General features: G+C 53.6%; 16 protein-coding genes. 9 read left to right on the forward strand and 7 right to left on the reverse strand.

The features are described 5' to 3' along the window. Positions 1–19: 19 nt before the first annotated feature. A complete protein-coding gene (gene alkA, locus ACJHWK_RS12305; protein ID WP_001520813.1) occupies positions 20–877 on the reverse strand; it encodes a DNA-3-methyladenine glycosylase 2 in 858 nt (285 codons plus the stop codon). A 133-nt stretch (positions 878–1,010) separates the two neighbouring features. Here alkA and yegD point away from each other — a divergent pair, with 133 nt between their 5' ends. Then, positions 1,011–2,363, forward strand: coding sequence for a molecular chaperone (gene yegD, locus ACJHWK_RS12310; protein WP_170886192.1), 1,353 nt, complete (start codon positions 1,011–1,013; stop codon positions 2,361–2,363). A 12-nt stretch (positions 2,364–2,375) separates the two neighbouring features. Here yegD and yegI read toward each other — a convergent pair whose 3' ends face one another. Next, positions 2,376–4,322: a protein kinase YegI gene (gene yegI, locus ACJHWK_RS12315; protein ID WP_001520815.1), complete on the reverse strand. Its 1,947-nt coding sequence runs from the start codon at positions 4,320–4,322 to the stop codon at positions 2,376–2,378. Positions 4,323–4,519: 197 nt separating this feature from the next. Here yegI and ACJHWK_RS12320 point away from each other — a divergent pair, with 197 nt between their 5' ends. Continuing rightward, on the forward strand, positions 4,520–4,981 hold the full coding sequence (locus tag ACJHWK_RS12320) for a YegJ family protein (RefSeq protein WP_000722355.1): 462 nt from the start codon (positions 4,520–4,522) through the stop codon (positions 4,979–4,981). A 64-nt stretch (positions 4,982–5,045) separates the two neighbouring features. On the opposite strand, the gene pphC is transcribed toward ACJHWK_RS12320, so the two are convergent. The 5 genes from pphC to ACJHWK_RS12345 form a co-directional block, all read right to left on the reverse strand. Then, on the reverse strand, positions 5,046–5,807 hold the full coding sequence (gene pphC / locus ACJHWK_RS12325) for a protein-serine/threonine phosphatase PphC (RefSeq protein ID WP_020233022.1): 762 nt from the start codon (positions 5,805–5,807) through the stop codon (positions 5,046–5,048). Beyond that, positions 5,804–6,463 carry a vWA domain-containing protein gene (locus ACJHWK_RS12330; protein WP_001520817.1) on the reverse strand — a complete coding sequence of 220 codons (660 nt, stop codon included), beginning with the start codon at positions 6,461–6,463 and terminating at the stop codon, positions 5,804–5,806. The genes pphC and ACJHWK_RS12330 overlap by 4 nt, the downstream gene beginning before the upstream one ends. Positions 6,464–6,683: 220 nt before the next feature. Beyond that, on the reverse strand, positions 6,684–6,743 hold the full coding sequence (gene ibsA / locus ACJHWK_RS12335; protein WP_010723109.1) for a type I toxin-antitoxin system toxin IbsA: 60 nt from the start codon (positions 6,741–6,743) through the stop codon (positions 6,684–6,686). Positions 6,744–7,015: 272 nt separating this feature from the next. Then, positions 7,016–7,072, reverse strand: coding sequence for a type I toxin-antitoxin system Ibs family toxin (locus tag ACJHWK_RS12340; protein ID WP_001386899.1), 57 nt, complete (start codon positions 7,070–7,072; stop codon positions 7,016–7,018). 271 nt (positions 7,073–7,343) lie between these two features. Next, positions 7,344–7,400 (reverse strand): type I toxin-antitoxin system Ibs family toxin, encoded by a 57-nt coding sequence (locus tag ACJHWK_RS12345; RefSeq protein WP_100249716.1) that lies wholly within the window; start codon positions 7,398–7,400, stop codon positions 7,344–7,346. A 278-nt stretch (positions 7,401–7,678) separates the two neighbouring features. On the opposite strand from ACJHWK_RS12345, the gene mdtA reads away from it, so the two are divergent. From mdtA to ACJHWK_RS12380, 7 genes are all read left to right on the forward strand, one after another. Further along, entirely contained in the window at positions 7,679–8,926 is a 1,248-nt protein-coding gene (mdtA, locus tag ACJHWK_RS12350; RefSeq protein WP_001520819.1) for a multidrug efflux RND transporter subunit MdtA, read from the forward strand. Next, the gene (gene mdtB, locus ACJHWK_RS12355; RefSeq protein ID WP_001197884.1) at positions 8,926–12,048 is read left to right on the forward strand and encodes a multidrug efflux RND transporter permease subunit MdtB; all 3,123 of its coding nucleotides are present in this window, start codon (positions 8,926–8,928) and stop codon (positions 12,046–12,048) included. Before mdtA ends, mdtB begins: the two co-directional genes overlap by 1 nt. Further along, a complete protein-coding gene (mdtC, locus tag ACJHWK_RS12360) occupies positions 12,049–15,126 on the forward strand; it encodes a multidrug efflux RND transporter permease subunit MdtC (protein WP_001520820.1) in 3,078 nt (1,025 codons plus the stop codon). Next, positions 15,127–16,542 (forward strand): MFS transporter, encoded by a 1,416-nt coding sequence (locus ACJHWK_RS12365; protein WP_001520822.1) that lies wholly within the window; start codon positions 15,127–15,129, stop codon positions 16,540–16,542. Continuing rightward, positions 16,539–17,942, forward strand: a complete 1,404-nt coding sequence (baeS, locus tag ACJHWK_RS12370) for a two-component system sensor histidine kinase BaeS (protein WP_000675148.1) — start codon at positions 16,539–16,541, stop codon at positions 17,940–17,942. Before ACJHWK_RS12365 ends, baeS begins: the two co-directional genes overlap by 4 nt. After that, a complete protein-coding gene (gene baeR, locus ACJHWK_RS12375; protein WP_000137877.1) occupies positions 17,939–18,661 on the forward strand; it encodes a two-component system response regulator BaeR in 723 nt (240 codons plus the stop codon). Before baeS ends, baeR begins: the two co-directional genes overlap by 4 nt. A 179-nt stretch (positions 18,662–18,840) precedes the next feature. Next, positions 18,841–19,173: a YegP family protein gene (locus ACJHWK_RS12380; protein WP_000929408.1), complete on the forward strand. Its 333-nt coding sequence runs from the start codon at positions 18,841–18,843 to the stop codon at positions 19,171–19,173. Positions 19,174–19,300 lie beyond the last annotated feature (127 nt).

The raw sequence follows: 19,300 nt of genomic DNA on the forward strand, positions 1-19,300 counted from the left end.
CTGATGCGGCGTATCAGGCCTACAATTCGTCCGTTCCGTCTGGTTGCCAGCCTTCCGTATACCAGATATGCAACAGCGCATAAGAACGCCAGGGCTTCCAGCGTTCGGCATAACGGCGGATTTGTGCCGGTGTCATTCCCGGAAATCGCTGTTTAATCAGATAATCATCCGGCAGGAAAACATCTTTCGCCTGCCAGCCACGTAAGGCGAAATAATTCGCCGTCCAGCGCCCGATACCCGGAAAAGTTTGCAGCATTTTCATCGCCTGCTCCACATCGCCCGGAATTGTCATTGATAAGGTGCCCTCCAGCGCCGCATTTGCCAGATGAATCAGTGCCTCTGCCCGTTTCAACGGCATACCTAACGCTTTTAATGCCTGCGGGTCGGCTGCTGCCAGCCGCTGAGGCGTGGGGAAGCAGACATAATCCGGAAAATCATCCAGCCGTTCGCCATAAAGCTGTGCCACTCTGGCGGTCAATTTTGCCGCCATCGCCACGCTCACCAGTTGGCCTAAAATCGCCCGCACGCCCTGCTCAAAAGCATCAACACAACCAGGTAAACGCAATCCGGGCCGCGCCGCGCCTAACTTGCCCAACGCACCGTTAACAATCTGCGGGTTACATTGCAGATCAAACAGGCGGCTCATTTTCGCCAGACACTCTGCGGCAACAGGTTCTAAACCTGCACTTAAATTTATGTGCAGAGTATGGCGGGCTATATCCGGAATAGCAGTCACCACGCCGCGACATTCGCCCACCGCCAGACTACGGGCATAATAATCGTCAGCGACCGTTTCCACACCGTTCACCGCACGGGCGGCGAGAAATCCCAACATCCACGACCAGTCATACGGCGGCTGCCAGTTCAAGGTATACATCGCATCTCCTTGTTAATCCGCTTTCAGCATAAACGTTATTCAGACGCTACGCTTTGCTTTCATATTCCGGTTGTCGCGACGGCAACATTTCGCTAAAGTCACGCCCCTTCTTCACCGGCATGGGGATTATTTCGTGTTTATTGGTTTTGATTACGGTACAGCAAACTGTTCAGTGGCGGTCATGCGCGACGGTAAGCCGCAATTACTGAAAATGGAAAACGACAGCACGCTGCTGCCTTCAATGCTTTGCGCGCCAACGCGTGAAGCGGTAAGCGAATGGCTGTACCGCCATCATGATGTTTCGGCAGACGACGATGAAACGCAGGCGCTGTTGCGTCGGGCGATTCGTTATAACCGCGAAGAAGATATCGATGTTACGGCGAAAAGCGTGCAGTTCGGTCTTTCCTCACTGGCACAGTACATTGATGATCCAGAAGAAGTGTGGTTTGTGAAATCACCAAAATCGTTCCTCGGTGCCAGCGGCTTAAAACCGCAGCAGGTAGCGCTGTTTGAGGATCTGGTCTGCGCAATGATGTTGCACATTCGCCAGCAGGCGCAGGCACAGCTGCCAGAAGCGATTACTCAGGCGGTGATTGGTCGCCCTATCAACTTCCAGGGGCTGGGCGGCGATGAAGCAAACACCCAGGCGCAGGGGATTCTGGAACGCGCGGCGAAGCGTGCCGGGTTTAAGGATGTGGTATTCCAGTACGAGCCGGTCGCGGCTGGGCTGGATTACGAAGCCACCTTGCAGGAAGAAAAACGGGTGCTGGTGGTGGATATCGGCGGTGGTACGACTGACTGTTCATTGCTGCTGATGGGGCCGCAGTGGCGTTCGCGTCTCGATCGTGAAGCCAGCCTGCTGGGTCACAGTGGTTGCCGTATTGGCGGTAACGATCTGGATATCGCACTGGCGTTTAAAAACCTGATGCCGTTACTGGGCATGGGTGGCGAAACCGAAAAAGGCATCGCCCTGCCGATTCTGCCGTGGTGGAATGCGGTTGCCATCAACGACGTACCTGCGCAAAGTGATTTCTACAGTAGTGCCAACGGTCGTCTGCTTAACGATCTGGTACGCGATGCCCGCGAACCGGAAAAAGTGGCCCTGTTACAGAAAGTCTGGCGTCAGCGTTTAAGCTATCGCCTGGTACGTAGCGCAGAAGAGAGCAAAATTGCGCTTTCAAGCGTAGCGGAAACCCGCGCCTCACTGCCGTTTATCAGCGATGAACTGGCTACGCTGATTAGCCAGCAAGGGCTGGAAAGCGCCCTCAACCAGCCACTGGCGCGGATTCTGGAACAGGTGCAACTGGCGCTGGATAACGCCCAAGAAAAACCGGATGTTATCTATCTGACCGGCGGTAGCGCCCGTTCACCGCTGATTAAAAAAGCGCTGACAGAACAGTTGCCGGGCATTCCGATTGCAGGTGGCGATGACTTTGGCTCCGTCACCGCCGGGCTGGCACGCTGGGCGGAAGTGGTGTTTCGTTAATTGAAAACTGGCTCAGCAACGGCTTAAATCAGCCTGCGCCTGAGCCAGTTTTTCTGCCGCCTGACGTAACGGTTCCATCAACGGCATGGTCCGTGCTGGAGCATGAAGGCGGAATCGCTGCAACTCTGTCGCACCGACAGTCAGCGCCGATTCCAGCCGATGTCGTTTGGCGGCCATTTTTGCCATTACCGCTTGTCTGTCTGCAGGCGTTACCGCTTCGTTCGGCCTGAAAACAAAACGGCGTTCGCAACTCGCTTTCCAGTCGATAACCGCCTGGGTCAGATGATCACCAAAACCTTTCACTTGCTTAACGCTCCGTCGGGTAACGTCTGCCGCCGTTTCAATACCAAAGGACCGTAACGCCGCTTTACGCGCAGGGCCAACGCCGGGAATAGAGGCAACATCAATAAAAAATCCCTCCAGAAACTTCTGCTTCTGCCGTTCCCTTGCGGTGTCCTGAAGTGCTGCCAGAGCGCGTTTCTCTTCTTCCGGTAACCCGAGAATTTCGTCCTTCATTTTTTCGAGCATCGCCCGTTTGGCGATAAAACCTTCCAGCCCGCCCAACTGTTGGATCTGGCTGACTAAATGGTCATAGTCCATTTTCGCGCGATTAAATGCCTCACGGCGTTGCTGGATTTCTGCTTTATAAGCTTTGCTTGTCAGACTGCCAATAATCCAGATAGCCGCCAGCACAGGAACCAAAATGATATAACGCGGTTCTGCCTGAAGGCCGCAAAGCAACAGCGATAACGCTGACAGTGCGATCTCAATCAGAATGATGTATTCGCGCCGTAACAGGCCTAAAGGAAGCGGCCTGCCAGCAGCCTGGAAATGATCGGGTAATGGCAATTGCAATGCTGGCGGTGCTACTGACGCCATCACCATCGCCCAGACTTTCGCCAGCACAAAATCACCGCTGGTGGTAATGACCTCTTCGCCGAGATCAATAAAATAGATAACGCCTTGATTATCCAGCGCACACCACGGGCAGTCAGTCAAATGACCGGGGTAAACATGCATTGCCGAAACGGTACATTTCTTTAACTGTTGGCGTAGTAAATCAAGTGCCGCTACCCACGCTTTTGCCGTCGGACGCCCGGTTGCCACGCCACTTTCCGTGAATGCCTGCTGAAACATGGCTTCAACATCACCCGGTAACATCGACAGCGGAATAGATCGTGGCGGCGGTTTTAAACCACGTCGCTGATTATCTGACGCGTAGGCATAACGGAAATGGGCAATATCCGTCTCCAGTGCATTACCCGCATCAGAGATAAGCGGTACACCGGAATAAGGATGCCGCCCACCAAACAAGACATGAAAAATCAGCAACGCAAGGCCAAAATTATCGTGATTCGCGGTGCGTTCAAAGCCGACAAATGATGGCAAGGTTTGTAGCTCTGGCGGCGTAAAATGCGACACGCCGACTTCGCATAAATGCAGTGTGCCATTGGCGTTAATCTGAAAGGAGTCGCTATCAATCAACACCACTTTGCTGTCACGGCCTACCATAAAGCTGTTCTGGTTTACGTCACCCACGACGTGCCCGTGCTCGTGAACCGTAGCAAAAGATGAAGCAATATTGCGTGCAACATAGAGTAGAAAATCCCACGCACAATGAGGGTAACGTTGACGACGATGTGCCGGGCTATAGATCATATGAATCGGTTCTTTACCAGAAACTTTTGGCATCATAAAACCGATAACCTTTCCGCCTCGTCCACCGTGAAGCGTTGCCTGCGGCCAGGCGACATAATTCAGCAACTGTGCGTCAGCTGTCGCAGCCATAAAGGCAAGTTTGTCCTGTTTTAAGGCGGGTGGCGGCGTGTGATAAATCTTGGCGACGCTATCGACAAACTCCTCGATATCATAAACCGCACCTTCACCACCTTTGCCCAGTTCACGCCCGAGAGTGGTCAATTCATCTGTCGATGTAAATACTTTTATATTTTTCTTCATAATGTTTCAAGGGCAGTCATATTATATTTCAATGAATAATAACACTGCCCATTATAATTATTTCTATATGGGAAGAGTCCACTCAAGAATAAAAATGATAATGTAATTTCATCAGGATACAATTCAATTCCAACCTGATAATGATTAACTTCCACAGGTTTTGCTAACTTTTACTACACAGAGATTCTGGAGAAAAAATGAAAAAGATATTACTTATGTTGAGTCTGCTATTTTTTACTACCGCGGGCTTTAGTGAAGTTTCGGATACGTTAGTGACGGGAGGTTATGATAAACAAGCGATGTCTGACGCCATTCAACATGCGCGGAAAGAAACTGATAAATTCATCGAGGTTATGAATAAAAAAGATGCCGATACTTTCGCGGTCAAAGCCCCGATAACCGATCACGGAAGAACAGAGCATTTCTGGCTTACGGATGTCACTTATTCTAACGGCATGTTTATTGGCGTAATAAGCAATGACCCTGGTATTGTTACAAACGTAGAATATGGTCAGGAGTGGAAAATCAAGAAAGAAGATATTTCAGACTGGATGTATACGCGCGGGGATAAAATTTACGGCGGTTATACCATTGATCCTTTATTGGTCACCTATCCAAAAGAAGAAGCCGACGAGCTAAGAGCAAAATTAGTTCGCTAACCAGCCATTATATTAATTGCTTAAACTGGCGGTTGAACTGTTGTCTTCAACCGCCATGCGATGTTCATTCTGTCCACAGCGCCAGTGCCAACGTTTTATCATCATCGGTACGCTCGTTTACCGCCGGGCCGGACAAAAACTGCTTTAACAATTCAGGTAATAAATCGAGTTGTTCCTGCGTTGCTGACGCCAGCCCATTGAAAAACGGGGTAAAGAAAGGCACATGGGGAGAATTATCCAGCATATTTAACGCCAGCCGCTGGATACCATCCGTAAATGCTGCAACTTTGTGCGCACGCTCAGTGCTGGTGAAAGTTTCCAGTCTGGAAACCGCATCTTCATCGGTAATGAAGTGCGTCATGTTGGCATATTCACCCACCATCGGCGTGAGCGGCAGTTGCAGACCGTGCCCCAAATCTACCACCATGCCGCCATCGCCAATCTGCATAATCAAGGTGCCGTCAGGCGATGAAATCAGTCCCAGAAATGTGCAGGCAAAATCGCGAACCTCTAATTCTTTTGCCTCTGCCTCGGCAAAAAGTCGCTGACGAATGGTCAGCACAATATCCGTGGCGAGGACATCATTAAGCCCCAATTCCCCGCCCTGCACTTTTTGCGACATATAAGCCATCGCTTCATTGACGGCGAGCATCGCGCCTTCGCCACCCTGCGAGACACTGCCTGCGCCATCAGCGACAAATACCGACAATAATGGCTGCTGGTCATTTAACCAGGCAACCTGCATCTGGCAGGCATCCTGGCAAGGCAAGTCCGCGCTGATGTGCGACGTTCCAACGGTTGATGCATAGACCAGACGCCAGCTCACACTGACGTCCAGCCTTTTGGCGCTTCCAGCACAACTTCCGTTCCCGGCGTGGAGTGGGAAACCGAACGCAGCGAACTGGATAACCAGCTAAACAGTTCACGGAATTGTAATCCCTGCAGTGGCAAAGGCTGACGAACGCTGATTTGTGCCAAAGTCTTCATATCCGCCCCCTGAACACCGATGGAAAAGAAGGCAAACTTCTTATCTTCTTCCCCCTGAAACACTTTGTTGGCGGCAGCCTGCCACTCATCGGTTGGAGCGCCATCGGTGATCAGGAAAATCCACGGGCGATAATAGGAAATACCATTGGCGCGATACTCACGTTTGCGCTCCTCAACCATATCCAGGGCTTTGGTAATGGCGGCCCCCATTGGTGTATCGCCCTGGGCAAACAGGATGGGCGGGAAAAAATTAGCGGCGCTGGTAAAGGGTTGTTCCACATGCACCGGGCCGAACGTCACAATACCGAGTTCCACTCTTTTTAAGGCCAGCGAATCGGCAAGCAGCTCATCGCGAAAGGTAACCAATCCGGCGTTAAGTTCATTAATGGGTCTACCGTTCATAGAACCAGAAACATCCAGCAGCAAAATGCAGGGGCAACGTGGTTCCGGGTTACTGGCAAAATCGCTGGTGGCAAACGTGATTTGTTCGCTCATAAGAAATCCTTTCTTAGAGAATTATTGAGGTCCGGTATCATACCGACTGCAACAATGAAATATGAGCAGGCAAAGCAACTTTCAGAATTAGGCCCGGCGGCGCAGAAAATTTTGCTATTCGCCTCGCAAGAACGGAGAGCCGTCGATTGACACTAAGGGCGGAGTGACATAATTTCAGGAGTGAGGGTTAGGGAGAGGTTTCCCCCTCCCCCTGGTGTTCTTAGTAAGCCTGGAAGCTAATCACTAAGAGTATCACCAGTATGATGACGTGCTTCATCATAACCCTTTCCTTATTAAAAGCCCTCTTCTCCGGGAGAGGGTTTCCCGTTTCAGCGTCCCGCTGAAATCGTCGGCTTACCTCCTTTCGCCCTGAATGCAGTCTATCGCTAACGCGTGAACAAAATAGTTTCCTCTGTGATTATTGCGTAACGACTCGCAAAGAATATTTGCTGGCAGGATCGCAGACTGCAAAGCCTGCAGATTGACAATCTTATCGTGAAGGCATAATTTCAGGAGTGAGGGTAGAGCGGGGTTTCCCCCGCCCTGGTAGTCTTAGTAAGCGGGGAAGCTTATGACTAAGAGCACCACGATGATGAGTAGCTTCATCATGACCCTTTCCTTATTTAAGGCCCCTTCCTCGGGAGGGGCTTTCCCGTTTCAGCGTCCCGCTGAAATCGTCGACTTACCTCCTTTCGCCCTGTATGCAGTCTATCGCTGACTTGCGGATAAAATAGTTTCCAGTGTGATTATTGCGTAACGTCTCGCAAAGAATATTTGCTGGCAGGATCGCAGACTGCAAAGCCTGCAGATTGACAATCTTATCGTGAAGGCATACTTTCAGGAGTGAGGGTAGAGCGGGGTTTCCCCCGCCCTGGTAGTCTTAGTATGCTGGGTAGCTAATCACTAAGAGCACCACGATGATGATCCACTTCATCATGACCCTTTCCTTATTTAAGGCCCCTTCCTCGGGAGGGGCTTTCCCGTTTCAGCGTCCCGCTGAAATCATCGGCTTACCTCCTTTCGCCATGCACGTAGTCTATCGCTAACGCGTAGATAAAATAGTTTCATGTGTTATTACTGGATGCGTGCTCGCAAATGTGCCCGCCATTCAGACGATTCCCGATAGTGTTTCATAATTCCTCCATTTTTCTCCCTTATTGGCTGGCTACACTAGTATCATTCCGCGAAACGTTTCAGGAAGAGAAACTCTTAACGATGAAAGGTAGTTATAAATCCCGTTGGGTAATCGTAATCGTGGTGGTTATCGCCGCCATCGCTGCATTCTGGTTCTGGCAAGGCCGCAATGACTCCCAGAGTGCAGCCCCAGGGGCGACGAAACAAGCGCAGCAATCGCCAGCGGGTGGTCGCCGTGGTATGCGTTCCGGCCCATTAGCCCCGGTTCAGGCGGCGACCGCCGTAGAACAGGCAGTTCCGCGTTACCTCACCGGGCTTGGCACCATTACCGCCGCTAATACTGTTACGGTGCGCAGCCGCGTGGACGGTCAACTGATGGCGTTGCATTTCCAGGAAGGCCAGCAGGTCAAAGCAGGCGATTTATTGGCAGAAATTGACCCCAGCCAGTTCAAAGTTGCATTAGCACAAGCCCAGGGCCAACTGGCAAAAGATAAAGCCACGCTTGCCAACGCCCGCCGTGACCTGGCGCGTTATCAACAACTGGTAAAAACCAATCTCGTATCTCGTCAGGAACTGGATGCCCAACAAGCGCTGGTCAGTGAAACCGAAGGCACCATTAAGGCTGATGAAGCAAGCGTCGCCAGCGCACAGCTGCAACTCGACTGGAGCCGCATCACCGCGCCAGTTGATGGTCGCGTTGGTCTCAAGCAGGTTGATGTTGGTAACCAAATCTCCAGTGGTGATACCACCGGGATTGTGGTGATCACCCAGACGCATCCTATCGATTTGCTCTTTACCCTGCCGGAAAGCGATATCGCTACCGTAGTACAGGCGCAAAAAACCGGAAAACCGCTGGTGGTAGAAGCCTGGGATCGCACCAACTCGAAGAAATTAAGTGAAGGCACGCTGTTAAGCCTCGATAACCAAATCGATGCCACTACCGGTACGATTAAAGTGAAAGCACGCTTTAATAATCAGGATGATGCGCTGTTTCCCAATCAGTTTGTTAACGCGCGTATGTTAGTCGACACCGAACAAAACGCCGTGGTGATCCCCACCGCCGCTCTGCAAATGGGCAACGAAGGCCATTTTGTCTGGGTGCTGAATAGCGAAAACAAGGTCAGCAAACATCTGGTGACGCCGGGCATTCAGGACAGTCAGAAAGTGGTGATCCGCGCAGGTATTTCTGCGGGCGACCGCGTAGTGACAGACGGCATTGATCGCCTGACCGAAGGGGCGAAAGTGGAAGTAGTGGAAGCCCAGAGCGCCACCACTCCGGAAGAGAAAGCCACCAGCCGCGAATACGCGAAAAAAGGAGCACGCTCCTGATGCAGGTGTTACCCCCGAGCAGCACAGGCGGCCCGTCGCGCCTGTTTATTATGCGTCCTGTCGCCACCACGCTGCTGATGGTGGCGATCTTACTCGCTGGGATTATCGGTTATAGAGCCCTGCCCGTTTCGGCGCTGCCGGAAGTGGACTATCCGACCATTCAGGTAGTCACGCTCTACCCAGGTGCGAGCCCGGATGTCATGACCTCTGCCGTTACCGCGCCGCTTGAACGCCAGTTTGGGCAGATGTCTGGCCTGAAACAGATGTCGTCGCAAAGTTCCGGCGGTGCGTCAGTTATCACCTTACAGTTCCAGCTAACATTACCGCTGGATGTCGCCGAGCAGGAAGTGCAGGCCGCGATTAACGCTGCGACCAACTTGTTGCCGAGCGATCTGCCTAACCCGCCGGTTTACAGCAAAGTGAACCCGGCAGATCCACCAATCATGACGCTCGCCGTCACCTCAACCGCCATGCCAATGACGCAAGTGGAAGATATGGTGGAAACCCGCGTCGCGCAGAAAATCTCGCAGATTTCCGGTGTCGGCCTGGTGACGCTTTCCGGCGGCCAGCGTCCGGCTGTTCGTGTCAAACTTAACGCTCAGGCGATTGCCGCCCTCGGCCTGACCAGCGAAACCGTGCGCACCGCTATTACCGGCGCTAACGTTAACTCGGCAAAAGGTAGCCTCGACGGCCCTTCCCGTGCGGTCACGCTTTCCGCGAACGACCAGATGCAATCCGCCGAAGAGTATCGCCAGCTGATCATCGCCTACCAGAACGGCGCGCCGATTCGTCTTGGCGATGTCGCAACCGTAGAACAAGGCGCAGAAAACAGCTGGCTCGGCGCGTGGGCGAACAAAGAACAGGCCATCGTGATGAATGTTCAGCGCCAGCCCGGTGCTAACATTATCTCCACCGCCGACAGCATCCGGCAGATGCTGCCACAACTCACCGAGAGTTTGCCGAAATCGGTAAAAGTGACGGTACTTTCTGACCGTACCACCAATATTCGCGCATCCGTCGATGATACTCAGTTTGAATTGATGATGGCTATCGCGCTGGTAGTCATGATTATCTACCTGTTTTTGCGTAATATTCCGGCGACTATCATTCCCGGCGTCGCAGTGCCGCTGTCGTTAATCGGCACCTTCGCGGTCATGGTGTTTCTCGATTTTTCAATCAATAACCTGACGCTGATGGCGTTAACTATCGCCACCGGATTTGTGGTCGATGACGCCATCGTGGTGATCGAAAACATTTCCCGCTATATCGAAAAAGGCGAAAAACCGTTGGCGGCGGCGCTCAAAGGCGCGGGTGAAATCGGCTTTACCATTATCTCGCTGACCTTCTCACTGATTGCAGTGTTGATCCCACTGCTATTTATGGGCGATATCGTCGGGCGACTGTTCCGCGAATTTGCTATTACTCTGGCAGTCGCGATTTTGATCTCAGCCGTGGTGTCGCTGACTCTGACGCCGATGATGTGCGCGCGGATGCTCAGCCAGGAGTCGCTGCGTAAACAGAATCGCTTCTCCCGAGCCTCGGAGAAAATGTTCGACAGGATAATCGCCGCCTATGGTCGTGGACTGGCGAAAGTGCTGAATCATCCGTGGCTGACCTTAAGCGTGGCACTCAGCACGCTGCTGCTTAGTGTTCTCTTGTGGGTATTCATTCCGAAAGGTTTCTTCCCGGTACAGGACAACGGCATTATTCAGGGCACTTTGCAGGCACCGCAATCCAGCTCCTTTGCCAATATGGCCCAGCGGCAACGCCAGGTCGCGGATGTGATTTTGCAGGATCCGGCAGTGCAAAGCCTGACCTCATTTGTTGGCGTTGATGGCACTAACCCGTCGCTGAACAGTGCGCGTTTGCAGATCAACCTCAAACCGTTGGATGAACGTGATGATCGGGTGCAAAAAGTCATCGCCCGTCTGCAAACGGCGGTGGATAAAGTGCCGGGCGTCGATCTCTTCCTGCAACCAACGCAGGACCTGACCATCGATACTCAGGTCAGCCGCACCCAGTACCAGTTTACCTTGCAGGCCACGTCACTGGATGCGCTCAGTACCTGGGTGCCACAGTTGATGGAAAAACTCCAGCAACTGCCACAGCTTTCTGATGTCTCCAGCGACTGGCAGGATCAAGGGCTGGTGGCGTATGTCAATGTTGATCGCGACAGCGCCAGCCGTCTGGGGATCAGCATGGCGGACGTCGATAACGCCCTGTACAACGCGTTTGGTCAGCGGCTGATTTCCACTATTTATACTCAGGCTAACCAGTATCGCGTGGTGCTGGAACACAACACTGAAAATACCCCAGGCCTCGCGGCGCTGGATACCATTCGCCTGACCAGCAGCGACGGCGGCGTGGTGCCGCTAAGCTCAATTGCCAAAATTGAGCAGCGTTTTGCGCCGCTCTCCATCAACCATCTGGATCAGTTCCCGGTAACGACTATCTCCTTTAACGTGCCGGATAACTATTCGCTGGGCGATGCGGTGCAGGCGATTATGGACACCGAAAAGACGCTGAATCTGCCGGTGGATATCACCACGCAGTTCCAGGGCAGCACCCTCGCTTTCCAGTCGGCGCTGGGCAGCACTGTCTGGCTGATTGTCGCGGCGGTGGTGGCGATGTATATCGTGCTCGGCATTCTGTACGAGAGCTTTATTCACCCGATCACCATTCTCTCGACGCTACCCACGGCAGGTGTTGGCGCACTGCTGGCGTTAATGATTGCCGGTAGCGAACTGGATGTGATTGCAATTATCGGCATTATTTTGCTGATCGGTATCGTGAAGAAGAACGCCATCATGATGATCGACTTCGCGCTGGCTGCTGAGCGCGAGCAAGGCATGTCGCCGCGCGATGCAATCTACCAGGCTTGTCTGTTGCGTTTTCGTCCGATCCTGATGACCACCCTGGCGGCTCTGCTTGGCGCGCTGCCGCTGATGTTAAGTACCGGGGTCGGCGCAGAACTGCGTCGTCCGTTAGGCATCGGCATGGTCGGCGGCCTGATTGTCAGCCAGGTGCTGACGCTGTTCACCACGCCGGTGATTTATCTGCTGTTCGACCGCCTGGCATTGTGGACCAAAAGTCGCTTTGCTCGCCATGAAGAGGAGGCGTAAGTGAAGTTTTTTGCCCTCTTCATTTACCGCCCGGTGGCGACGATTTTACTGTCGGTCGCCATTACCCTATGCGGCATACTGGGTTTCCGTATGCTGCCGGTCGCCCCGCTGCCGCAGGTCGATTTTCCGGTGATTATGGTTAGCGCCTCGCTGCCCGGTGCGTCGCCGGAGACAATGGCGTCTTCCGTTGCCACGCCGCTGGAACGCTCACTTGGGCGCATTGCCGGGGTCAGTGAAATGACCTCCAGCAGTTCGCTCGGCAGCACGCGTATTATTTTGCAGTTTGATTTTGACCGGGATATCAACGGTGCGGCGCGTGATGTGCAGGCGGCGATCAACGCCGCACAAAGTCTGCTGCCCAGTGGGATGCCCAGCCGCCCGACTTATCGCAAAGCGAACCCGTCGGATGCGCCAATTATGATCCTGACGCTAACCTCCGATACTTATTCGCAGGGTGAACTGTACGATTTCGCCTCGACGCAGCTGGCTCCGACGATTTCGCAAATCGACGGCGTCGGTGATGTCGATGTTGGCGGCAGCTCGCTGCCCGCCGTGCGCGTCGGGCTGAACCCGCAGGCGCTGTTTAATCAGGGCGTGTCGCTGGACGACGTACGCACTGCCATCAGCAATGCCAACGTGCGTAAACCGCAGGGGGTGCTGGAAGATGGCACTCACCGCTGGCAGATCCAGACCAATGATGAGCTAAAAACCGCCGCTGAATATCAGCCGTTGATTATTCATTACAACAACGGCGGCGCGGTTCGTCTGGGCGATGTGGCGACGGTGACCGACTCAGTGCAGGATGTGCGCAACGCCGGGATGACCAACGCCAAACCGGCTATTTTGCTGATGATCCGCAAGCTGCCGGAAGCCAATATTATCCAGACGGTTGACAGCATCCGGGCAAAATTACCGGAGTTGCAGGAGACCATTCCGGCGGCGATTGATCTGCAAATTGCCCAGGATCGCTCCCCCACCATTCGCGCCTCGCTGGAAGAAGTCGAGCAAACGCTGATTATCTCGGTGGCGCTGGTGATTCTGGTGGTCTTTTTATTCCTGCGCTCGGGTCGCGCCACTATTATTCCCGCCGTTGCGGTGCCGGTTTCGCTGATTGGTACGTTTGCGGCGATGTACCTGTGCGGTTTCAGTCTCAATAATCTTTCGTTAATGGCGCTCACCATTGCTACTGGTTTCGTGGTGGATGACGCCATCGTGGTGCTGGAAAACATTGCACGTCATCTGGAAGCGGGAATGAAACCGTTGCAAGCCGCACTGCAAGGTACTCGCGAAGTCGGTTTTACGGTGCTGTCGATGAGTCTGTCACTGGTGGCGGTGTTCCTGCCGCTGCTGTTGATGGGCGGATTGCCGGGCCGACTGTTACGCGAGTTTGCCGTGACGCTTTCTGTCGCCATTGGTATTTCGTTGCTGGTTTCCCTGACGCTAACGCCGATGATGTGTGGCTGGATGCTGAAAGCCAGCAAGCCGCGCGAGCAAAAGCGACTACGTGGTTTTGGTCGCATGTTGGTAGCCCTGCAACAAGGCTACGGCAAGTCACTGAAATGGGTGCTCAATCATACCCGTCTGGTGGGCGTGGTGCTGCTTGGCACCATTGCACTGAATATCTGGCTGTATATCTCGATCCCGAAAACCTTCTTCCCGGAGCAGGACACCGGCGTGTTGATGGGCGGGATACAGGCGGATCAGAGTATTTCGTTTCAGGCGATGCGCGGTAAGTTGCAGGATTTCATGAAAATTATCCGTGACGATCCAGCAGTGGATAATGTCACCGGATTTACCGGCGGTTCGCGGGTGAACAGCGGGATGATGTTTATCACCCTCAAGCCACGCGGCGAACGCAGCGAAACGGCGCAGCAAATTATCGACCGTCTGCGCGTGAAGCTGGCGAAAGAACCGGGGGCGAATCTGTTCCTGATGGCGGTACAGGATATTCGCGTTGGCGGACGTCAGTCGAACGCCAGCTATCAGTACACGTTACTGTCCGACGACCTGGCGGCACTGCGCGAATGGGAACCGAAAATCCGCAAAAAACTGGCGACATTGCCGGAACTGGCGGACGTGAACTCCGACCAGCAGGATAACGGCGCGGAGATGAATCTGGTTTACGACCGCGACACCATGGCACGGCTGGGAATCGACGTGCAAGCCGCCAACAGTCTGTTAAATAACGCCTTCGGTCAGCGGCAAATCTCGACCATTTACCAGCCGATGAACCAGTATAAAGTGGTGATGGAAGTGGATCCGCGCTATACCCAGGACATCAGCGCGCTGGAAAAAATGTTCGTTATCAATAACGAAGGAAAAGCGATCCCGCTGTCGTATTTCGCTAAATGGCAACCGGCGAATGCTCCGCTGTCGGTGAATCATCAGGGATTATCGGCAGCCTCGACCATCTCGTTCAACCTGCCGACCGGGAAATCGCTCTCGGACGCCAGTGCAGCGATCGATCGCGCAATGACCCAGCTTGGTGTGCCTTCGACGGTGCGCGGTAGTTTTGCCGGCACGGCGCAGGTGTTCCAGGAGACGATGAACTCGCAGGTGATCCTGATTATCGCCGCCATCGCCACGGTGTATATCGTGCTGGGTATCCTTTACGAGAGTTACGTACATCCGCTGACGATTCTCTCCACCCTGCCCTCGGCGGGCGTTGGAGCGCTGCTGGCGCTGGAACTGTTCAATGCCCCGTTCAGCCTAATCGCCCTGATAGGGATCATGCTATTAATCGGCATCGTAAAGAAAAACGCCATCATGATGGTCGATTTTGCGCTTGAAGCCCAACGGCACGGTAACCTGACGCCGCAGGAAGCTATTTTCCAGGCCTGTCTGCTGCGTTTTCGCCCGATTATGATGACTACCCTGGCGGCGCTGTTTGGCGCGCTGCCGCTGGTGTTGTCGGGCGGTGACGGCTCGGAGCTGCGCCAACCCCTGGGGATCACCATTGTCGGCGGTCTGGTAATGAGCCAGCTTCTGACGCTGTATACCACGCCGGTGGTGTATCTCTTTTTCGACCGTCTGCGGCTGCGTTTTTCGCGTAAACCTAAACAAACGGTAACCGAGTAAATGACAGATCTTCCCGACAGCACCCGCTGGCAATTGTGGATTGTGGCTTTCGGCTTCTTTATGCAGTCGCTGGACACCACCATCGTCAACACCGCGCTTCCCTCAATGGCACAAAGCCTCGGGGAAAGTCCGTTGCGTATGCACATGGTCATTGTCTCTTATGTACTGACCGTGGCGGTGATGTTGCCTGCCAGCGGCTGGCTGGCGGACAAAGTCGGCGTGCGCAATATTTTCTTTACCGCCATCGTGCTGTTTACCCTCGGTTCACTGTTTTGCGCGCTTTCCGGCACGCTGAACGAACTGTTGCTGGCACGCGCGTTACAGGGCGTTGGCGGTGCGATGATGGTGCCGGTCGGCAGATTGACGGTGATGAAAATCGTACCGCGCGAGCAATATATGGCGGCGATGACCTTTGTCACAGTGCCCGGTCAGGTCGGTCCGCTGCTGGGTCCGGCGCTCGGCGGTCTGCTGGTGGAGTACGCATCGTGGCACTGGATCTTTTTGATCAACATTCCGGTGGGGATTATCGGTGCGATCGCAACACTAATGTTGATGCCGAACTACACCATGCAGACGCGGCGCTTTGATCTTTCCGGCTTTTTATTGCTGGCGGTTGGCATGGCGGTATTAACCCTGGCGCTGGATGGCAGTAAAGGTACAGGTTTATCGCCGCTGGCGATTACTGGCCTGGTCGCTGTTGGCGTGGTAGCACTGGTGCTTTATCTGCTGCACGCCAGAAATAACAACCGCGCTCTTTTCAGTCTGAAACTGTTCCGCACTCGCACCTTTTCGCTGGGCCTGGCGGGGAGCTTTGCCGGACGTATTGGCAGTGGTATGTTGCCCTTTATGACGCCGGTTTTCCTGCAAATTGGCCTTGGCTTCTCACCGTTTCATGCCGGACTGATGATGATCCCGATGGTGCTTGGCAGCATGGGGATGAAGCGGATTGTTGTACAGGTGGTGAATCGCTTTGGTTATCGTCGGGTACTGATAGCGACCACGCTGGGTCTGTCGCTGGTCACCCTGTTGTTTATGACTACCGCTCTGTTGGGCTGGTACTACGTTTTGCCGTTCGTCCTGTTTTTACAAGGGATGGTCAACTCGACCCGTTTCTCCTCCATGAACACCCTGACGCTGAAAGATCTCCCGGACAATCTGGCGAGCAGCGGCAATAGTCTGCTGTCGATGATTATGCAATTGTCGATGAGTATCGGCGTCACCATCGCCGGGCTGTTGCTGGGACTTTTTGGTTCGCAGCATGTCAGCGTCGACAGCGGCACCACACAAACCGTCTTTATGTACACCTGGCTTAGCATGGCGTTTATCATCGCCCTTCCGGCGTTCATCTTTGCCAGAGTGCCGAACGATACGCATCAAAATGTAGCTATTTCGCGGCGAAAAAGGAGCGCGCAATGAAGTTCTGGCGACCCGGTATTACCGGCAAACTGTTTCTGGCGATTTTCGCCACCTGCATTGTCTTGCTGATCAGTATGCACTGGGCGGTGCGTATCAGTTTTGAGCGTGGCTTTATTGATTACATCAAGCATGGTAATGAACAGCGATTACAACTGTTAAGTGATGCGCTTGGCGAGCAGTATGCGCAGCATGGCAACTGGCGCTTCCTGCGCAACAATGATCGCTTTGTCTTTCAGATCTTGCGTTCATTTGAACACGATAATTCGGAAGATAAACCCGGCCCGGGTATGCCGCCGCACGGCTGGCGTACCCAGTTCTGGGTGGTCGATCAAAACAACAAAGTGCTGGTTGGTCCGCGAGCGCCGATTCCACCTGACGGTACACGGCGACCCATTCTGGTCAACGGTGCGGAAGTGGGTGCGGTGATTGCCTCCCCTGTTGAGCGACTGACCCGCAATACTGATATCAATTTCGATAAACAACAGCGGCAAACCAGCTGGCTGATTGTTGCTCTGGCAACGTTACTCGCGGCACTCGCTACCTTTCTGCTGGCGCGTGGTTTGCTGGCACCGGTAAAACGGCTGGTGGACGGCACGCACAAACTGGCGGCGGGCGATTTCACTACCCGCGTAACGCCCACCAGTGAAGATGAACTGGGCAAACTGGCGCAAGACTTCAACCAGCTTGCCAGCACGCTGGAGAAAAACCAGCAAATGCGGCGCGATTTTATGGCCGATATTTCTCACGAACTGCGTACGCCATTAGCGGTGCTGCGCGGTGAACTGGAAGCCATTCAGGATGGCGTGCGTAAATTCACGCCGGAGACGGTGGCGTCTTTACAGGCGGAGGTCGGTACACTGACCAAACTGGTTGACGATCTCCATCAGTTGTCGATGTCTGATGAAGGCGCTCTCGCCTATCAAAAAGCACCGGTAGATTTGATCCCACTGCTGGAAGTGGCGGGCGGCGCATTTCGCGAACGATTCGCCAGCCGTGGCCTGAAACTGCAATTTTCCCTGCCAGACAGTATTACCGTATTTGGCGATCGCGACCGTTTAATGCAGTTATTCAATAACTTACTGGAAAACAGCCTGCGCTACACTGACAGCGGCGGTAGCCTGAAAATCTCTGCCGGGCAGCACGACAAAACGGTGCGACTGACCTTTGCCGACAGCGCGCCGGGCGTCAGTGACGATCAGCTACAAAAATTGTTTGAACGTTTTTATCGCACCGAAGGTTCCCGCAACCGAGCCAGCGGCGGTTCCGGGCTGGGGCTGGCGATTTGCCTGAACATTGTTGAAGCACATAATGGTCGCATTATTGCTGCCCATTCGCCTTTTGGCGGGGTAAGCATTACAGTAGAGTTACCGCTGGAACGGGATTTACAGAGAGAAGTATGACCGAGTTACCAATCGACGAAAACACACCGCGTATTTTGATCGTGGAAGATGAACCGAAGCTGGGACAGTTGCTCATTGATTATCTGCGTGCTGCGAGCTATGCGCCGACGCTTATCAGCCACGGCGATCAGGTACTGCCGTATGTGCGCCAGACACCACCGGATCTGATCCTGTTGGATCTGATGCTCCCTGGCACCGATGGCTTGACGCTGTGCCGGGAAATTCGTCGTTTTTCTGACATTCCTATCGTGATGGTGACGGCAAAAATAGAAGAGATCGACCGCCTGCTCGGACTGGAGATTGGCGCAGATGATTATATCTGTAAGCCGTACAGCCCACGGGAAGTGGTAGCGCGCGTCAAAACCATTTTGCGCCGTTGCAAACCGCAGCGTGAGTTGCAGCAACAGGATGCTGAAAGCCCGTTGATTATCGACGAAGGTCGTTTTCAGGCTTCATGGCGCGGTAAAATGCTTGACCTGACGCCTGCGGAATTTCGTCTGCTGAAAACGCTCTCTCATGAACCAGGAAAAGTGTTCTCCCGCGAGCAATTGCTCAATCATCTTTATGACGACTACCGCGTAGTAACCGACCGCACCATCGACAGCCACATTAAAAACCTGCGCCGCAAGCTGGAATCTCTCGACGCCGAACAGTCCTTTATCCGTGCCGTTTACGGCGTCGGTTACCGCTGGGAAGCCGACGCCTGCCGCATCGTTTAACATTTTTACCTGCCGGAGAAGGCATTCACGCCGCATCCGGCAACATAATCCCACGCATGGTCAGCAAACTGACATTATCTCTCCGCCCTGGCAGGCACCAGAAAATCGCTCATACTTTAATCGGTAAACAGTCCTTTTAGATGCTGTTTTCGATACGCAATTTCAATCAAGGAGTCATTATGGCTGGTTGGTTTGAACTCAGTAAAAGCAGTGATAATCAATTTCGGTTTGTGCTAAAAGCGGGCAATGGTGAGACTATCCTTACCAGCGAGCTGTATACCTCAAAAGCCTCTGCGGAAAAGGGCATCGCGTCGGTGCGTAGCAACAGCCCGCAAGAAGAACGCTATGAGAAAAAAACGGCAAGCAACGGCAAATTCTATTTCAATCTGAAAGCCGCTAATCATCAAATTATCGGCTCCAGCCAGATGTACGCCACCGCGCAATCTCGTGAAACCGGAATTGCCTCCGTTAAAGCCAATGGCACAAGCCAGACGGTGAAAGACAATACGTAATTACGATGCCGGGCGTGGGTTGTTGGCGTCCGGCGCTTTACCAGCTCCCCCCTACAGCGCTACAATGCCCGCCCTTAAAGTGGGGGCACTCCCCTGGCCGCTTCATCAGGTGAAGCGGATCTGACCT

The organism is Escherichia sp. WS547, assembly GCF_046486065.1.
Classification (GTDB): Bacteria; Pseudomonadota; Gammaproteobacteria; order Enterobacterales; family Enterobacteriaceae; genus Escherichia; species Escherichia coli.

What these genes read in the sequence shown, in the direction of transcription:
- alkA (WP_001520813.1), bottom strand. Translation starts at nt 877, where the DNA reads ATGTATACCTTGAACTGGCAGCCGCCGTATGACTGGTCGTGGATGTTG.
- yegI (WP_001520815.1), bottom strand. Translation starts at nt 4,322, where the DNA reads ATGAAGAAAAATATAAAAGTATTTACATCGACAGATGAATTGACCACT.
- ACJHWK_RS12320 (WP_000722355.1), top strand. Translation starts at nt 4,520, where the DNA reads ATGAAAAAGATATTACTTATGTTGAGTCTGCTATTTTTTACTACCGCG.
- ACJHWK_RS12330 (WP_001520817.1), bottom strand. Translation starts at nt 6,463, where the DNA reads ATGAGCGAACAAATCACGTTTGCCACCAGCGATTTTGCCAGTAACCCG.
- mdtA (WP_001520819.1), top strand. Translation starts at nt 7,679, where the DNA reads ATGAAAGGTAGTTATAAATCCCGTTGGGTAATCGTAATCGTGGTGGTT.
- mdtB (WP_001197884.1), top strand. Translation starts at nt 8,926, where the DNA reads ATGCAGGTGTTACCCCCGAGCAGCACAGGCGGCCCGTCGCGCCTGTTT.
- ACJHWK_RS12365 (WP_001520822.1), top strand. Translation starts at nt 15,127, where the DNA reads ATGACAGATCTTCCCGACAGCACCCGCTGGCAATTGTGGATTGTGGCT.
- baeS (WP_000675148.1), top strand. Translation starts at nt 16,539, where the DNA reads ATGAAGTTCTGGCGACCCGGTATTACCGGCAAACTGTTTCTGGCGATT.
- baeR (WP_000137877.1), top strand. Translation starts at nt 17,939, where the DNA reads ATGACCGAGTTACCAATCGACGAAAACACACCGCGTATTTTGATCGTG.
- ACJHWK_RS12380 (WP_000929408.1), top strand. Translation starts at nt 18,841, where the DNA reads ATGGCTGGTTGGTTTGAACTCAGTAAAAGCAGTGATAATCAATTTCGG.